At 46.8% G+C, this 15449-nt stretch carries 16 protein-coding genes and 3 pseudogenes; 9 read left to right on the plus strand and 10 right to left on the minus strand.

Annotated features, from left to right (window positions below; genetic code table 11):
- Nucleotides 1-33 precede the first annotated feature (33 nt).
- Complete coding sequence (locus tag ON05_RS16965; RefSeq protein ID WP_010469443.1) at nucleotides 34-606, minus strand: hypothetical protein; 573 nt, start codon at nucleotides 604-606, stop codon at nucleotides 34-36.
- Nucleotides 607-758: 152 nt separating this feature from the next.
- On the opposite strand from ON05_RS16965, the gene ON05_RS16970 reads away from it, so the two are divergent.
- Entirely contained in the window at nucleotides 759-1346 is a 588-nt protein-coding gene (locus ON05_RS16970; protein WP_010469441.1) for a TetR/AcrR family transcriptional regulator, read from the plus strand.
- Nucleotides 1347-1455: 109 nt separating this feature from the next.
- Here the strand turns inward: ON05_RS16970 and ON05_RS16975 are convergent, their stop codons facing one another.
- Nucleotides 1456-2073, minus strand: a complete 618-nt coding sequence (locus tag ON05_RS16975; protein WP_010469438.1) for a cation transporter — start codon at nucleotides 2071-2073, stop codon at nucleotides 1456-1458.
- An 85-nt stretch (nucleotides 2074-2158) separates the two neighbouring features.
- The gene (locus ON05_RS16980; RefSeq protein WP_010469437.1) at nucleotides 2159-2524 is read right to left on the minus strand and encodes a metalloregulator ArsR/SmtB family transcription factor; all 366 of its coding nucleotides are present in this window, start codon (nucleotides 2522-2524) and stop codon (nucleotides 2159-2161) included.
- Between the two features lie 277 nt (nucleotides 2525-2801).
- On the opposite strand from ON05_RS16980, the gene ON05_RS16985 reads away from it, so the two are divergent.
- Nucleotides 2802-3293, plus strand: coding sequence for a DUF29 domain-containing protein (locus ON05_RS16985; RefSeq protein WP_010469435.1), 492 nt, complete (start codon nucleotides 2802-2804; stop codon nucleotides 3291-3293).
- A gap of 61 nt (nucleotides 3294-3354) precedes the next feature.
- On the opposite strand, the gene ON05_RS16990 is transcribed toward ON05_RS16985, so the two are convergent.
- Nucleotides 3355-3804 (minus strand): hypothetical protein, encoded by a 450-nt coding sequence (locus ON05_RS16990; RefSeq protein WP_010469434.1) that lies wholly within the window; start codon nucleotides 3802-3804, stop codon nucleotides 3355-3357.
- A gap of 353 nt (nucleotides 3805-4157) precedes the next feature.
- Between ON05_RS16990 and ON05_RS16995 the strand changes: the two genes are divergently transcribed.
- The 4 genes and pseudogenes from ON05_RS16995 (at nucleotide 4158) to ON05_RS17010 (ending at nucleotide 7488) form a co-directional block, all read left to right on the plus strand.
- Nucleotides 4158-4628 (plus strand): ankyrin repeat domain-containing protein, encoded by a 471-nt coding sequence (locus ON05_RS16995; RefSeq protein ID WP_010469431.1) that lies wholly within the window; start codon nucleotides 4158-4160, stop codon nucleotides 4626-4628.
- Nucleotides 4629-4660: 32 nt separating this feature from the next.
- Nucleotides 4661-5749, plus strand: a pseudogene (locus ON05_RS17000) (ISKra4-like element ISAcas2 family transposase).
- A gap of 127 nt (nucleotides 5750-5876) precedes the next feature.
- Nucleotides 5877-6972: pseudogene (locus ON05_RS17005) on the plus strand (IS630 family transposase).
- 33 nt (nucleotides 6973-7005) lie between these two features.
- Entirely contained in the window at nucleotides 7006-7488 is a 483-nt protein-coding gene (locus ON05_RS17010) for an ankyrin repeat domain-containing protein (protein ID WP_396149768.1), read from the plus strand.
- Nucleotides 7489-7611: 123 nt separating this feature from the next.
- Here ON05_RS17010 and ON05_RS17015 read toward each other — a convergent pair whose 3' ends face one another.
- The 3 genes from ON05_RS17015 to ON05_RS17025 form a co-directional block, all read right to left on the minus strand.
- Nucleotides 7612-8427, minus strand: a complete 816-nt coding sequence (locus ON05_RS17015) for a DUF2063 domain-containing protein (protein WP_029315890.1) — start codon at nucleotides 8425-8427, stop codon at nucleotides 7612-7614.
- Nucleotides 8403-9233 carry a DUF692 domain-containing protein gene (locus ON05_RS17020; RefSeq protein ID WP_010482221.1) on the minus strand — a complete coding sequence of 277 codons (831 nt, stop codon included), beginning with the start codon at nucleotides 9231-9233 and terminating at the stop codon, nucleotides 8403-8405. Before ON05_RS17020 ends, ON05_RS17015 begins: the two co-directional genes overlap by 25 nt.
- A gap of 70 nt (nucleotides 9234-9303) precedes the next feature.
- On the minus strand, nucleotides 9304-9618 hold the full coding sequence (locus tag ON05_RS17025; RefSeq protein WP_010482220.1) for a DUF2282 domain-containing protein: 315 nt from the start codon (nucleotides 9616-9618) through the stop codon (nucleotides 9304-9306).
- 424 nt (nucleotides 9619-10042) lie between these two features.
- On the opposite strand from ON05_RS17025, the gene ON05_RS17030 reads away from it, so the two are divergent.
- The 3 genes and pseudogenes from ON05_RS17030 (at nucleotide 10043) to ON05_RS17040 (ending at nucleotide 12530) form a co-directional block, all read left to right on the plus strand.
- Nucleotides 10043-10555: a hypothetical protein gene (locus ON05_RS17030; RefSeq protein ID WP_010482218.1), complete on the plus strand. Its 513-nt coding sequence runs from the start codon at nucleotides 10043-10045 to the stop codon at nucleotides 10553-10555.
- A gap of 354 nt (nucleotides 10556-10909) precedes the next feature.
- Nucleotides 10910-11335: pseudogene (locus ON05_RS17035) on the plus strand (endonuclease domain-containing protein).
- Nucleotides 11336-11439: 104 nt separating this feature from the next.
- A protein-coding gene (locus ON05_RS17040; protein WP_085945282.1) for an ISKra4-like element ISAcas2 family transposase occupies nucleotides 11440-12530 on the plus strand; the annotation gives its coding sequence in 2 pieces (ribosomal slippage) (nucleotides 11440-11602 and nucleotides 11602-12530; 1092 coding nt in all).
- A gap of 102 nt (nucleotides 12531-12632) precedes the next feature.
- On the opposite strand, the gene ON05_RS17045 is transcribed toward ON05_RS17040, so the two are convergent.
- The 3 genes from ON05_RS17045 to ON05_RS17055 are packed head-to-tail and all read right to left on the minus strand — an operon-like array spanning nucleotide 12633 to nucleotide 14922.
- Nucleotides 12633-12893, minus strand: coding sequence for a hypothetical protein (locus ON05_RS17045; RefSeq protein ID WP_010474116.1), 261 nt, complete (start codon nucleotides 12891-12893; stop codon nucleotides 12633-12635).
- Nucleotides 12894-12916: 23 nt separating this feature from the next.
- Nucleotides 12917-13966: a WD40 repeat domain-containing protein gene (locus tag ON05_RS17050; protein WP_010474114.1), complete on the minus strand. Its 1050-nt coding sequence runs from the start codon at nucleotides 13964-13966 to the stop codon at nucleotides 12917-12919.
- Complete coding sequence (locus tag ON05_RS17055; RefSeq protein WP_010474111.1) at nucleotides 13954-14922, minus strand: GTP-binding protein; 969 nt, start codon at nucleotides 14920-14922, stop codon at nucleotides 13954-13956. Before ON05_RS17055 ends, ON05_RS17050 begins: the two co-directional genes overlap by 13 nt.
- Nucleotides 14923-15449 lie beyond the last annotated feature (527 nt).

Consider the following 15449-nt stretch of genomic DNA (forward strand, 5'->3'; position numbering starts at 1 on the left):
AAAAGAACTCGAAATCGACAAAAAGCAAGTGGCCTACAGCTTTTCCCCAGGGCGATAGGGTGTTTCATGAAGTAGGTGGCTAACCAATAGCTTCAGAAAAAGCAGGGGCAAAAACCACTCCAAACCAGGAGTAGCTGCGAAACAGTAGCGATCACCCAGTAGCGCTATAGCATAAAGCCCCAGAGCAATAGGCCGCTGGAGATAAAGCGGGCAGCCCAAGATCAACGCCGATGCCCCCAGCAGATAGCCAGATACACCGACAAAGAAAGGCCAATCCCCCCCCCGAAACAGCAGCGCAACAAGACCAATATGGACCAAGTGCAGAGCCACAAAATCCATATGCTGTTGCCATCCCTGGCTAGGTCGGTGATACCAACGCTTAGCAGCAGCAGTCGCGTTCGTCAGAACACCTCCAACAAAGTCGACACCTAAGACCGAAATGAGTCCCAGTTGTAGTGGTGTCCATGCAATCGGCAATGCCATTGCGTAAGCCGGAGCCGCGATCGCTGCTAAAAAGGCAGGTACAAACTGAAGAATCATCTCAGCAGCAGTCGCACCGGGACCAATGAAGCGATCCAATGGCCCCCTGAGACCAGGGCGGGGCATTGGACTAGACCAGCATTCTTGTGGCTCGAATTGTATTGAGGCTTGAATTGGATCTTTCATATTCGCAGCATCATAACAGTTGTTATGTAATTAACATAATGACTGTTATGATATTTGTCAATCGAGTTTGTACTGCGTTGTAGTTAACGTTTATGTCTCAGCAAGACCGGCGTCTTGAAGTCTCTGAAGCCGCCTGGCGTGTCATCGTCAGGGAGGGGTTAGACCGTGCCAGTATGCGTGCGATCGCACAGGAAATGAATTGCACAACAGGGGTCGTTACCCATTATTTCCGCAATAAGCAGGAGCTAATTCTGTTTGCCTTGCATCAAGTCACAGAACGCTTGCAAGTGAGTATGCAGTCGGCGATCGAGAATGTCGAGGGGATTGATCGATTGGCAACAATGCTATTGTCCTTTCTGCCACTAGACCAAGAACGGCAAGAAATCCTCCGGGTATGGGTTGCTTTTTTAGGCTACGCCGTTGGCCGTGATGGTTTGATGGAAGAGCATCGACAGAGTGCCGCAGAACTGCGGGCGGTCATTATTCAGGAGTTGCAAGCTCTCCAATCCAAGGGGCTTATTCAGGCAGATCTCGTGCCTCAAGTGGAGGCCAATGCCCTACTTGCCCTTGTCAACGGCATTGGTATAGATACCTTGATTCAGGCTAACTATCTAGGTCCTAATCAGCAAGAGGCAATCATTCATCGGTACATCGCAGGTATGGTGCCAGGTAAGTGTTGAAGATGATTTAAATTGAACGGACAGAGATCCCTCAATTAATCTTCGATATCTCAGCAAGCCAAGCGAATGAAATCCTGAAAGCATAGATACACCGCCTATATGACGGCAATTAGACTTGTTGCATCTGTCGCCAGGATTGGGACAATACTTTTGCCGCTGACTGGGTAAAAACAACTGTTAGCAGCAACCCCACCGCTAAATCCGGCAGGATAGATCGAGTCAGGGAGACTAATCCTGCTGCCGCCAATACAGATGTGTTGGCGATAATGTCGTTACGAGAACATAACCACACCGAAGACATATTCAAATTATCTTGCCGATGTCGGGTCAGGAGTAGGAGACAGAACAAATTTGCGAGTAAAGCAATAATGCCCACTAGGCCCATGGTTGAGGCTTCTGGACTCGCGCCGGTAAACAGTTGATAGCTGGCTCTTGCAAAAACACCAATCGCCAACAAGAACATAATCAAACCCTTAAGAAAAGCGGCTCCTGCCTGGGCTTTAACGCTCTTATTGAGGACATACAAACTGCTGGCATAGACCAAGGCATCCCCCAGCATATCCAACGAATCCCCAGTGAGGGAGAGAGATTCTGCCCGAATCCCTGCCCCAAATTCAACGAAAAACATTAGAAGGTTGATCAGCAGAACAGCCCAAAGGATTTTTGCCTGCTGCTGTCTCAGCTTTGACAATTCCTTGGCTTTGGCTTGGCAGCAATGATCGCCCATAGCGATTCTCCACATTCAAACATTCAAAGCAGTATTAGAATGTTACTGCACCCAAATCAAACATTCAAGTCAACATTAGAATGACTTATTCGACCAGTTGGTTCAGGGTATAGTGGAGAATCTCAGCGACACGCTGATCCTTGAGAGAGTAGTACGCTAATTTGCCATCATTGCGATACTTCAGAATTTGGAGATCTCGCAGCTTTCGCAGATGATGGGACGCCGTTGCAATCTTCATCCCCAGCAAAGACGCCACATCACAAACACAGAGTTCAGTCCCCTCACTCAGGGTATACAAAATTTTTAACCGGGACCGATCGGCTAACGCACTGAACAGCACTTGAATCTCCGCCAGTAGATCTTCTCCCGGCAGTGCTTCATTCGCTTGGGTGACCAATTCCTCATTAAAACAACGGACTTGGCAAATATCCTTGGGTTTAGACTGGGTCACAAATTTTAAGGGGTCACGCCTTACCTGCCCTTAGATTTTAACGGTCAACTGTTGAGGCGTTGTAACTCATGCTGCGATCTAAAGGAATAAAATTGCAGAGGTATCTATCCAGGACATAAAGGTTGAAGTTGAGGCACAATCACTTAGGAGCAGATTGTGCGAATTCAGGAGATAAAACAGCCTCACCGAAGGTCTGGAGTGTTGTGATCCAGATCTATCCTCAATGAAAAAGTTCAATGTGTCAGATTAGTGATGTAACCAAAGTTTTGGTGACGATATGACCAGCACCCGACTGCCTAGCTCTGCAAAACCTGGTGAGCGCGATCATCGATCTAACGAATCTCTCTATGAAACGGATTTCGTTGAATGGATCGATAAAACGGCTGAACTACTGAAGCAAGGTAAATTTAGTGAGCTAGATCTTGAGAATTTGATTGAAGAGGTTGAGAGCTTGGGACGCCACGAAAAGAATGCATTGAGAAGTAATCTCCGTATTCTTTTAATGCATTTACTCAAGTGGCAGTACCAACCCGGTAAACGGAGTAATAGCTGGCGCGGGACTATCATTGAACATCGTATTCGCATACAGGACACCCTAGAAGACAGTCCCAGCCTAAAGAATTTCTACCCACAGATTTTTGATAAAACCTACCAACAGGCCCGTCAAAAAGCAGCAGAAGAAACAGGGCTTCCTCTAGAAACCTTTCCTGTAGAGTCTCCCTATGCGTCAGAGCAGATGATGGATGCTGAGTTTCTACCAGACGAATAACAACTGCCACCTAACAAAACAAATTGGTCTCAGGGGCGCGAGCGTCCCTTGCAGACCCTTGCTAGGGTACAACACGACGCACAATCTGCGGCTTTGTGGTTGAAATAACATCAACGCAATGATTTAGACAACAAAAACCATAGTGGCTGAATGGACCTGGGTAGTCAGAAGTGGCGAACGTGCTAACCTCCATAAACCCTATATAAGCTGAACTTTTATAGAGACGAGCCAACTTGCCCACATATGTGTCTTGAGGTGCATTATCGGCATAAGACTCGTTCGTGACGTTGTAACAAATGTACTCAGTAAAAAATATTTCATAAATAGCACAGCCTTCGGTGGTTTCAATGTTACGAAGCCCAGATATTGTTGTGCCAGCTATTTCCATGTCATGCTCTGGGCCATTCGCTTTAACTTCGGCTAAGACTAGACGTAGAGTATTATCTTCTGGTTCGGTAATTGATTCGAGGTACAGATACTTACTTCTGTTGATTTGATCGAAAGCTTCCATGGGAACCTAACTATTCTCAAACAGCCTCTTCATCTTTCAAAGATAGATCGTAGTTATGAGGACCACAATCAAGTTACACATGGAAGACTTTCAAGAATCATGTAAAAAATTTCCAATGGGTACCTGTTAATTTTTTCTTGGATTGTAATGCGAGACCTAAGGGTGAAGCTAAAAAGAAAGAACTGATCAAATATTCATAATTTGATGGATCAATTATGTTTATTACATCATCAAAAAAACAATGTGATGTATCCATGCCACTAACTTGAAGCATGTATATTTATATTATTAGCCATACATCCAAAATGGTGTTCAATCATCTACTACTCCAAAATTATTAGGAAGATTAGATAATGGTCATTGATTCAATATCACACAGGATATTTGAGTATATCAAAATAAATGACTTAGATAGCATAAAGTCGATTTCTGATAATGGAGATTATCTTAGAGCAATTAATGACCTTGATTATCCTGGGTACTCCCCTTTAGATTTGGCAGTAGAATTTGGTTTTACCAACATAGGTTCTTATCTTATACAACAAGGAGCAGATGTAAATTTCAGTAACATTTCATCTCCGCTACATTTTGCAGTTTGTTCAGGAAATACAGAAATTGCGAAGTACTTACTTGATGCAGGTGCTGACTCAGAATTTGAAATTGACGATGGAAGAACACCATTGATGGGAGCTATATGTTCAGATTCTTTTGATATGGTTCTGTTGTTGGTTGAGTCAGGTGCAAATATCTTGGCTGAAGATAGAAATGGCTGTTCTATTCTCCATCTAGCTTGGGAGCGTGTCACTTCTTTGAGAGGAAAATGATAATTGATCTTAGATGATCCCTCTTATTGACTATGACACCAGAAGAAGAACAAGAATTCAATGCTTGCGTCACACGCATTTCAGAACTGCTGTATCAAGACTCCCAATCCCAGTCTCTGCCCATGAATACTTTGGCAGAGATTGAATGCACCGTTCGGACTCAACTGCAAACTCATGTGTCGCCTCAAATGGGTCTTTTTTATCGACCAAGTTAGCCCGCCAGATGTCGGAGAATATCGACGGACCTTAAAAGCATTCTGGGCAAACTCAACCTCACTCGGACCCAAGCAACAGCCCTCAAGGTCAAGCCCAACAGTCAGTTAAGCCCCTACTTAGAGATGTGCGCCCTGCGTATTAGTGCCAATGTTTCCTATGCCCATGCATCAGAGGATCTAGCAGTTTTAACGGGTATCACAGTCAGCTCCAAAACGCAGCAGCGTCTCGTTCATCGTCAAACCTTCAGTCCACCCTCTTTGACGCAAGGAGTCACTCAGCTCAGCTTAGATGGGGGCAATATTCGGTTGATTACTCCAAAAGGGGAACCCTGCCACTGGCGTGGTTATAAAGCAGTTCGCATCAATGGCGATAGGGTTGGCTTGGCCTACTATCAAGACCATACTTCCCTCTGCCTGGCGGTGAACCGCTTCAGATTTGCTGCAAGGGTTTACTGTCTTGGGGATGGTCATGTTGGGATTTGGAAGCTTTACCGACAGATGAGACTGCCAACTCAACAGGAGCAGATCCTAGACTGGTTCCACTTGATGGAGAATTTACATAAAGTCGGTGGGTCACTCAAACGGCTGCAGCAAGCTGAAACCTTTTTGTGGAGAGGGAAGATTGATGAGGCCATCGATTTGTTCTGTGGTTTGAGCAAACCTCAGGCTAAACGGTTCTGTCAGTATTTGCGAGACCACCGAGAGCGGATTCCCAACTATGGTTACTATCAAGCTGAGGGAATACCCATTGGCTCTGGTGCCGTTGAGTCGCTTGTTAAGCAAATTGACCGAAGGACAAAGATTTCAGGTGCGCAATGGCAAGAAAAACATATCCCCAAAGTCCTAGCTCATCGCTGTGCCTATCTCAATCGACAACTTGACTCTATTTTTCTCCTGAAAAAGTGACACGCTCCCATCTAGCTTTCATGTCTACCAATGAAGAAATCACTAAATATATAACTAGTTTTTATATTAATAATGGTCGGAAAATATACTGCGGACGACTAGTGGCTTAACATTGTAGCGGAGAGATTTGGCACACTGGGAGTATCCCCCAACCGACTCTCCTACTCGCATGATTAAAATTGATTTCACCGCAGAGGAAATCCAACACCTCAACTACGAGCGCTATCATCATCCTCACCCACGGGTGCAGCGACGGATGGAAGTCCTCTACTTAAAGAGTCAAGGTCTTGCCCATGCCCAGATCTGCCAGCTTTGTCAGATTAGCCGTCCGACCTTAGCCAAAACCCTTCGTTTGTATCAACAAGGAGGAATTGAAGGACTGAAGACCCTGGAATATAAAGGTCAACCCAGTTCACTCAACGCTCATAGCGATAGTGTGAGAGCCTATTTTGAGCAACACCCGCCCCGCACCAGTGCAGAAGCTCAAGCAGTCATTGAACAATTGACGGGCATTAAACGTAGTCCAACCCAGATCAAAGCTTTCCTCAAACGCATCGGTTGTCGCTATCGAAAAGTGGGGTATGTGCCGGGAAAGTCGAGTCTACCCGAGAAAATTGAGGAGCAAGAGCAGTTCCGAAAACTTGCCTTGAACCCTTATTAGAGGGAGCTCAACGCCAAGAGCGTCTTGTCTTTTTTGTAGATGCTGCTCATTTTGTTCATCAGGCTTATCTGGGGTTTCTCTGGTGCATCCGTCGGATCTTCATCCCCTCTCCTTCCGGTCGTCAACGATTCAATGTTCTCGGGGCGCTCAACGCCGTCACTAAAGATATCATCAGCATCACCAACCACACCTACATCAACTCTCATAGCATGTGTTTGTTGCTAGCCAAGCTTGCTCTACTCGACCCTGTCATACCCATCAGCGTGATTTTAGACAATGCTCGATATCAAAATGCCAGCTTGTGACAGACTTTGCTGAGATCGTCGATATTGAGTTAGTCTACTTGCCCTCTTATTCACCCCATTTGAATTTAATTGAGCGGCTCTGGCGCTTTGTGCGCAAAGAATGTCTCTACTCAAAGTATTATGCTGATTTCCCCGCCTTTAAGGGAGCCATTCAACAGTGCCTCGACCAGTGCAATGGTGAGCATAAGGCGAAACTCACAAGCCTGCTATCACTCAAGTTTCAGTCTTTTAAAAAAGTTAATATCTTAGCCGTCTAGAGTATAGATTATTTATTTGAATGTGTCCAAGCAATACGTCATGGCAATCTAAAAATCGCTAAGCGACTTATTGAAAATAATGGTGTACAAGTTAATTCTATAGATAATGAAGGTTGGCCTTTATTAAGTATTGCTGCTTTCTATGCACAGCAAAATATCGTAAAGTTACTCATTGAACTAGGGGCAAATAAAGAACAACACACTGAATCTGGAAAAACAGCCCTAATGATTGCAGCAAAAGAACAACATGCCGAAATTGTAAAGGTTCTTGTAGAGTCTCAATGCAACATTCATGCTCAAGAACCAGTCCACGGCTATACCCCACTCATGTTCGCGATTAGTAGTTCTGCTTATACTCACTCTGCACAAGTTAACCGTCTAGCAACAGTGGAACAGTTATTGAAATTGGGAGCTAACCCTTCAATGTTTAATTTCAAGGGCAAATCTGCGATCGATATTGCTCAACAAAAAGGGGATCCTGAGTTAATAGACCTCTTGCGATATTTTGTTACATGATGTGCTAGCCACGCAAACAATGCCGCGATCTGACCTAGGTTTTTAGTCTTCTACCCTATTGTTAGTTGAATTATGCAAGAGGTCTAATAAGGGTATTCCCTGAGCCATATAGCATAGCCTTCTCTAACCCATGTTATTCGCATCTAAACCGAGCATAAATCTGGATATCCACCCTCGCTGCACCCAGATCGGAAGCAGGGCAGTCACATCAACCTCATCATTATGCTCAAACTGGGCGCAAATCTCTCCAAACGGAGCACCGGAGGCAAACGCTTGTAGAAGCTGCCACTCAGCAGCATTGGGCAAGTCAATGCGGGTTTCATACTGGTCTCGCCAAAGAAACAGATTCACGTCGCCCTCGTTCAGATCGATGGTTTCGGTACTGGCGGCATCGGCCTGATTCACTTGCCAAATTCGGTGAACAGGGTAGGGGGAGGTCATTAACACAGCATTATCAGGAAGCTGGAGCACCAGTTCAGGCCAACGCTCAGGTGGCACTTGACCCAAGGCAGCCAAATCTAAACCCGGTTGGTCTGCACTATTAAAAATGCGGTGCCAATGCCACTCTAAACGAGCCACATCCGGCAGGTAGGGTAACGAGGCCGCCGGTTCAAACTGGGCGATAAAGGCCGGGAGCTGTTCCCCATAATCCCCGAGGTCAGGGGATTGGGATGGATGGCGGCAGATATATTGCCGGGCCATAGCTGTAAAAAACTGGACCCCCACCAACCGACAACAGACCGGATAAATATCTTCAAGGGCACGGATTAATTTACCGACAACGCTGCCCTGGTAGGCGGATAAACCTCGTTCAAAGGAGAGGTGTTCGGTGCTGCGTATTTGGGGTTGGAGCTGCTGGATGCTGTCGGCGTCTTTGGTTGCGATCGCATCATAAAACAACCGCTGTAACTCCCTTAATTCTGGGGGTGGTGTTGACATAGGTAGGTGTCGGCCTGTTGGGCTTCGGCCATCAAAACATCAAAGCTGGGAATATCCGTATCCCATTCAATCAGTGTTGGCACCGGACCAAACCGCCGGAGTGCTTGTTGATAAAGCTCCCAAACCCCAGGCTGGACCGGATAGCCGTGGGTATCAAATAAAAAGTGGTCCTGCTCTTCGTAACCCGCCAAATGGATCTCTTTAATCCGATCGACGGGCAACGCATCCAGATAATCCAAGGGGTCAAAGCCATGATTGGTGGCATTGACATAGACATTGTTGACATCCAAAAGCAGATGACAATCGGCCTCAACTAAAAGGGCGGCTAAGAACTGCCATTCGGTCAGGCTGTTGTGGCGAAACTGAAGATAGGGCGATAGATTCTCAATCAAAATCCGGCGACCGAGAAATTCCTGTACCTGCGAAATCCGATCAGCCACGTATTGGAGCACCGATTCCGTATAGGGCAACGGCGCTAAGTCATTAAAGTAATGGCCGTTGACGGAGACCCAGGCCAGATGATCGGAGACATGAAATGGCTCGATCCGATCGGCCAGCTGTTTGAGCTGAGTCAGATAGTCCATATTCAGCGGATCCGCCGACCCCAGGGACAAACTAACGCCATGCAGCGTGATCGGATACTGGGCTCGGATTTGTTCCAGGTGATACAGGGGCAAACCACCCCCCAGATAGTTGTCGGAGAGGGCTTCTAGCCAGGGTATGTCGGGTTGATGGGTGAGGATATGGGCGTAATGTTGCGATCGCAACCCAATCCCAGCACCCTGAATTGCAGTCATGGCAACCATAAAATACTCCAAAACGTAAGGTGCCTGCTTTTCACAAGCAGGCACTCAAACTTTGCATGATTGAAACGACCTAACCTTCTTTCTTGCCTTCTTCAACTGCCTCAGCAGGAGGCGCAGCCTCTTTCAAGGTTGATCCAACAATCTTTTCGCAGGTGCCAGCAGGGACATAAATCCACTCTTCTAGATCGTTATCAACGGTGGCTTTACCAGAGCAGTCATGCTTGCTAGTACCACAGTCATTGAGACCAGCCTTGACGATACCCGCACATTTTTCATAACCGGGCTTACCGGCAACCGCATCATCCGATTGAGTTGCCACTAGGCCGAGGGCCAGCACACCTGATAAAGCGGTGGTAACAGCAACGGCTTTAGTCGTCGTTTTCATAATGGAGAATTCCTTTTAGGGGTTTGCATTCGTTGAGTAGCGTAAGCTGGCGCTTGGCTATTGCTCATATTAAAAATACGAATGAATCCTGCCTTTGGATGTAGATTTCTCGATGTTGTTGTCGTTTGCAACCAGATTCGTTTCCTCAAGAGCGTTTGGAGCATTGCAATTTTCGCCGACCGACCTGCCTCCAGAAGAAGAGCTAAGTCCTGCGGACGACCTAAAGGTACGCTAACGGTCATCGCAACTCCACTGCCCGGAACGACGGCAGTTTCGAGAATATTACTGCACTTTCTTCTCGATTACATCGCAAATTAAATATAAATTTTTTCTTAAATCTTATAAAATTGACACAGTTCATATTCTTAAAGTCTAGCTAAAAAATCAGCATAGACTTTAATTTTTTATTTATTTGGAGATAAAAGTGAAGAAACAAGCATTAACTCTTGCATTAGCTAGTGTTCTCATTCCTGCAAGCGCTTACGCTTCCGATATCACCACTGAAGAAGTCGAAGCAGCACAAGCCGCGTGGGGTAATGGCATTGTAGAAATCGGCAAAGCTGCAGACCCTAAACAAGCAGCCATCGCCCATATTGATAAGTTTTACGGGTTTGATATGGGTTCCGTTTTGTTCAAACCCACCTTAGCGTCTGAGGATCAATTCCGAGGGACCAAACAAGAAGCCTTATCCTATTTCATTGGTCAAGATTTGAAAGAAGATAAGGGGTTTGCTCTTGCACCTTACACTAAAGTTCGCTGGGAAAACGAAGGCATCATTGTTGACGAGGACTCAGCTGTAGCAATGGGAAATTACTTCTTCACCAAAACAGATGGTGAAGAAGTAAAAGTGGAGTTTACCCTTGGTTACGTTAAGGATAAAAACGGCAATTTAAAGATTAATCTGCATCATTCATCCCTACCCTATAGCGCCAACTAATTTAGCTCAGCCTGCATGAAGCATAACGCCCCGCTCGCTTAGGCTACAGGGCGTTATATCACTGGACACTCAGTACAGAAAAAAATTGAAGCCATCATGCCAAATCCGACTAGCAAAACCCCGAAATGATTATATCTACAATACTTTCTATCAATGCTATTGAGATTTTTTGGCTTTCTTTTATATCGGGGGTATATAAATCGGATTTGGTATCATATTCTATTTCTATCGTTATTGTGAGCTACGTTTAGAGGCTGTTTTGAAAGCCCAGTGCATGCTTCATTGGCCCCCTAAATCCCCCATTCTGGGGGACTTTGAGGTCTCTAAAGGTGAGACAGGGTTAGGGGTCACAAGATGCGAGAGAGGAGAACGCAACACCACTGCATTCACGGCTCGACCCCAGCAGTCGTTGCTGCCGCACGACGACTAAGACTAAATCTGACGACCGCAGAACAAAAGCTGTGGAAAGCACAGCAAAAACGTCAACTCAGCGGCCTGAAATTCCGTTGTCAACACGCCATCGGTTCGTTCATCATCGATTTCTACTGTCCCCAATACCGATGAGTGATTGAACTAGATGGCGACATCCACGATCGGCAAGTGGAGTACGACGAAGCTCATACCAAGCAACTTAACCAGCGTGGTTACCGAGTGATCCGATTCCGCAACCCAGATGTTATCCACCCCCTAAACAATGTGCTGAAGCACATCCGACAGGCGAGTGAGCAAAGCATTGAACGACAGTCAAAGTCCCCCAGAATGGGGGATTTAGGGGGCTAATGCAGAATAATTTAGGCTGTTGACTAACAAAGCATCGGATGGGAGCGTGTCACTTCTTTGAGAGGAAAATGATAATTGATCTTAGATGATCCCTCTTATTGACTATGACACCAGAAGAAGAACAAGAATTCAATGCTTGCGTCACACGCATTTCAGAACTGCTGTATCAAGACTCCCAATCCCAGTCTCTGCCCATGAAGACTTTGGCAGAGATTGAATGCACCGTTCGGACTCAACTGCAAACTCATGTGTCGCCTCAAATGGGTCTTTTTTTATCGACCAAGTTAGCCCGCCAGATGTCGGAGAATATCGACGGACCTTAAAAAGCATTCTGGGCAAACTCAACCTCACTCGGACCCAAGCAACAGCCCTCAAGGTCAAGCCCAACAGTCAGTTAAGCCCCTACTTAGAGATGTGCGCCCTGCGTATTAGTGCCAATGTTTCCTATGCCCATGCATCAGAGGATCTAGCAGTTTTAACGGGTATCACAGTCAGCTCCAAAACGCAGCAGCGTCTCGTTCATCGTCAAACCTTCAGTCCACCCTCTTTGACGCAAGGAGTCACTCAGCTCAGCTTAGATGGGGGCAATATTCGGTTGATTACTCCAAAAGGGGAACCCTGCCACTGGCGTGGTTATAAAGCAGTTCGCATCAATGGCGATAGGGTTGGCTTGGCCTACTATCAAGACCATACTTCCCTCTGCCTGGCGGTGAACCGCTTCAGATTTGCTGCAAGGGTTTACTGTCTTGGGGATGGTCATGTTGGGATTTGGAAGCTTTACCGACAGATGAGACTGCCAACTCAACAGGAGCAGATCCTAGACTGGTTCCACTTGATGGAGAATTTACATAAAGTCGGTGGGTCACTCAAACGGCTGCAGCAAGCTGAAACCTTTTTGTGGAGAGGGAAGATTGATGAGGCCATCGATTTGTTCTGTGGTTTGAGCAAACCTCAGGCTAAACGGTTCTGTCAGTATTTGCGAGACCACCGAGAGCGGATTCCCAACTATGGTTACTATCAAGCTGAGGGAATACCCATTGGCTCTGGTGCCGTTGAGTCGCTTGTTAAGCAAATTGACCGAAGGACAAAGATTTCAGGTGCGCAATGGCAAGAAAAACATATCCCCAAAGTCCTAGCTCATCGCTGTGCCTATCTCAATCGACAACTTGACTCTATTTTTCTCCTGAAAAAGTGACACGCTCCCCATCGGATCTAGTTGTGAGGAGTCGTTTTTTCTTTAAAACCCTATCTCTGTATAGCTTAAAGAGTTTTATCCTGTACTAAACACTGAAAAACCCTAACCCAAAGATTTGCTGAGAGCATCAACATCTTGCTGAGCAATCTCATGGACAGCCTGATGGAGCTTATATTGCTGAGGGGGATGGGTCATGATCGCAATCACCGTTTCTATGGGTGGGCAACCCGGCTTATGACAGGCCAACTGACTAATAGATACTGGTATATCCGCAGGAATGGCAAAGGCTTCATACACCCAGGCTTTCAGTCGTTCAATCTGTTCTAGATCCGCTTTAGGCGTGGATGCTTTAAACAAATCCATTGGCAATACTCCCCATTCAACAACTAGAGAAATCCTTGACCTCGTGCACTTTGGGTCCAAAGCTGCCATTCTCCTTGCTGGCCCCCTAAGGCTAGGGTCTGACCATCTGGACTCCAAGCCAGCGCTGAACCACTGATGCTTTTTTGTGCTTGGACTAGCTTGGCCCCACCTTGCCACAGACAGAGAAAGTCATCCGCTGCCGCGGATACTAAAAGAGTGGTATTGGGCTGAAAGGCAATGGCATTGACGGCTTGCGTGTGCTCTTCTAACAGCTCTGCTTCCCAGCCACTTCCTAGGCGGTGCCAAGTGGTAATGCAGCTACCACTGGCTGCGGACAGCAGGGGTTCAGCATCAGGGGATTCAGCATCCGCTGACCAGGCTATTTGCCGAACTTTGCCTGGGAAACCCGTCATCCGCCAGGGTACGTCTTCTTCTGAAGGCCACACCACCATGGTGCGATCTAAATTTCCTGACGCTAAATATTGCCCGTCTGGTGACCAAGAGACACAAATACTCGACCCTGGAAGCTCTCGAATGGCGGGATCTTGATCCCAATCCTGCCAAATTTTGACCCCTTGATGGCCCCCGACCGCCAGCCAATCCTGTTGAGGGTGCCAGGCTAAATCTAAAACGGAAGAGTTTTCAAAGGCGAGAGTCGTCAGGACTTGCTGGGTCTCAACCTCCCAGACCTGGGCATAGCGCCCCAAGCTAAACACCAATTCTTGACGCCGAGGATGCCAGGCCAGCTGATCCACCCAGGTTCGAGGATTCTCTAGACAGGTGAACAGCGTCGGTGCGTCTCCGCTCATCTCCCAAATTGAAACACGGCCATCTTGCCCTCCTGCTGCGAGAAAACGGCCATCAGCGGAGTAAGCCAAGGCATCCACTGACTGTCCAGTGCCCGTTTGCAGACAATGGGTTTGTTGGGTGATTCGATTGAGACATTGAACGTTACCCGCTCCATCGCAGGCGGCCACCTGCTGGCTATCGGGTGACCAGGCAATGGCCGTCACATAATCATCTAAACGCCCACGCCATTTGCGCCCAAGTCGTGGCTGAGTTACACGAGGCAAGCTTGGAACCCCTTTCTTAACTGATCTTCATCTAAATTGCGGCCAATAAACACCAGCTCATTCTTGCGGGTTTCGCTGGCTTTCCAAGGGCGATCCGCACGGCCATCAAACAGCATATGAACCCCCTGAAACACAAATCGCTGATCTTCTCCGGCAATATTCAAAATTCCCTTCATCCGAAAGATATCAGGTCCTTTGGTTTGTAACAGATTGCCTAGCCAACCGTTGAGCCGTTCGCCATCGATCTCTCCCGATTCTGTTAAGGCCACCGACCCTACGGTTTCGTCATGCTCATGGGCATCTTCTCCCAAAAACTCAGGGTCGATCTCTAAGGCCCGGTCTAGATCAAAGGCACTCACGCCTAAAATGGACTCCATCTCCACCGCCGCATCCTGTGTGCGGTAAATTTTGGTCATGGCGTTCATGGACCGGATTCGATTTTCCAGATCCGCCAAATCCGCTTCACTGACTAAATCGGTTTTATTGAGTAACACCACATCCGCAAAAGCAATTTGCTCCTGGGCTTCATCCGCATCCCAATGTTGATGAATATGCTTGGCATCCACGACCGTCACCACTGCATCCAGATTGAGCTGGGTTTGCATATCCTCATCTACAAAGAAAGTCTGGATCACGGGAGCTGGATCCGCTAGCCCTGTGGTCTCAATCACCATATGGTCGAACTTATCGCGCCGTCGCATTAGGTTGCCAATAATCCGAATCAGATCACCCCGTACGGTGCAACAGATACAGCCATTGTTCATTTCAAAGATTTCTTCATCAGCATCGATCACCAGCTGATTATCAATGCCTACCTCACCAAATTCATTGACAATCACGGCTACTTTTTTGCCATGTTCATGGGTGAGAATGCGGTTGAGTAAGGTTGTTTTTCCGGCTCCCAGATAGCCCGTTAGGACGGTGACAGGGACGGTATCTATTGCAGCGGTAACCATGACGATGGCCTCATCGGAGAATGGTTGAGATAACGATTATCATTCTACAAATATTTCGGCGTCAGTTTGACGGCTTTACCTTAGCTTTAGCTTTTCAAGGCGATGGGGTTGATCCTAGATTTCTCACCAGCTGATGCCAACGCGCTGACTGAGTGAGCAACATCGGTTAATTTAATCGCAGATCGGTAGCCGTTTTTGACTCACCCACTCAAGCTGGTCTGTATTGATAATCTTCTACCTTGAGTCAGAGATTTGTCACAATTGGGGCAGAAACCAGGGTGTTATGCGATAGGTGGTGTCTAAATATTGATTTATAGGTGTGCTATGCGACAGCCTGACGTATAGCCATAGTTCAGTTAGTTAATGCTCGATGGTGATCACTGGTTAGGAACTTTCTTTAGACAACTGCAGTTGATAATTCTTCTATGGCCAGGAGATTCGGAACGGATGCCGCTGAGTGTACCGTTAGACCTTCAACTCCAGTTACATAATTCATCAATAAATGTCTACTTCACTGAAGACGCTGA

It is taken from the genome of Acaryochloris sp. CCMEE 5410, assembly GCF_000238775.2.
In the GTDB taxonomy this organism is placed as follows: domain Bacteria; phylum Cyanobacteriota; class Cyanobacteriia; order Thermosynechococcales; family Thermosynechococcaceae; genus Acaryochloris.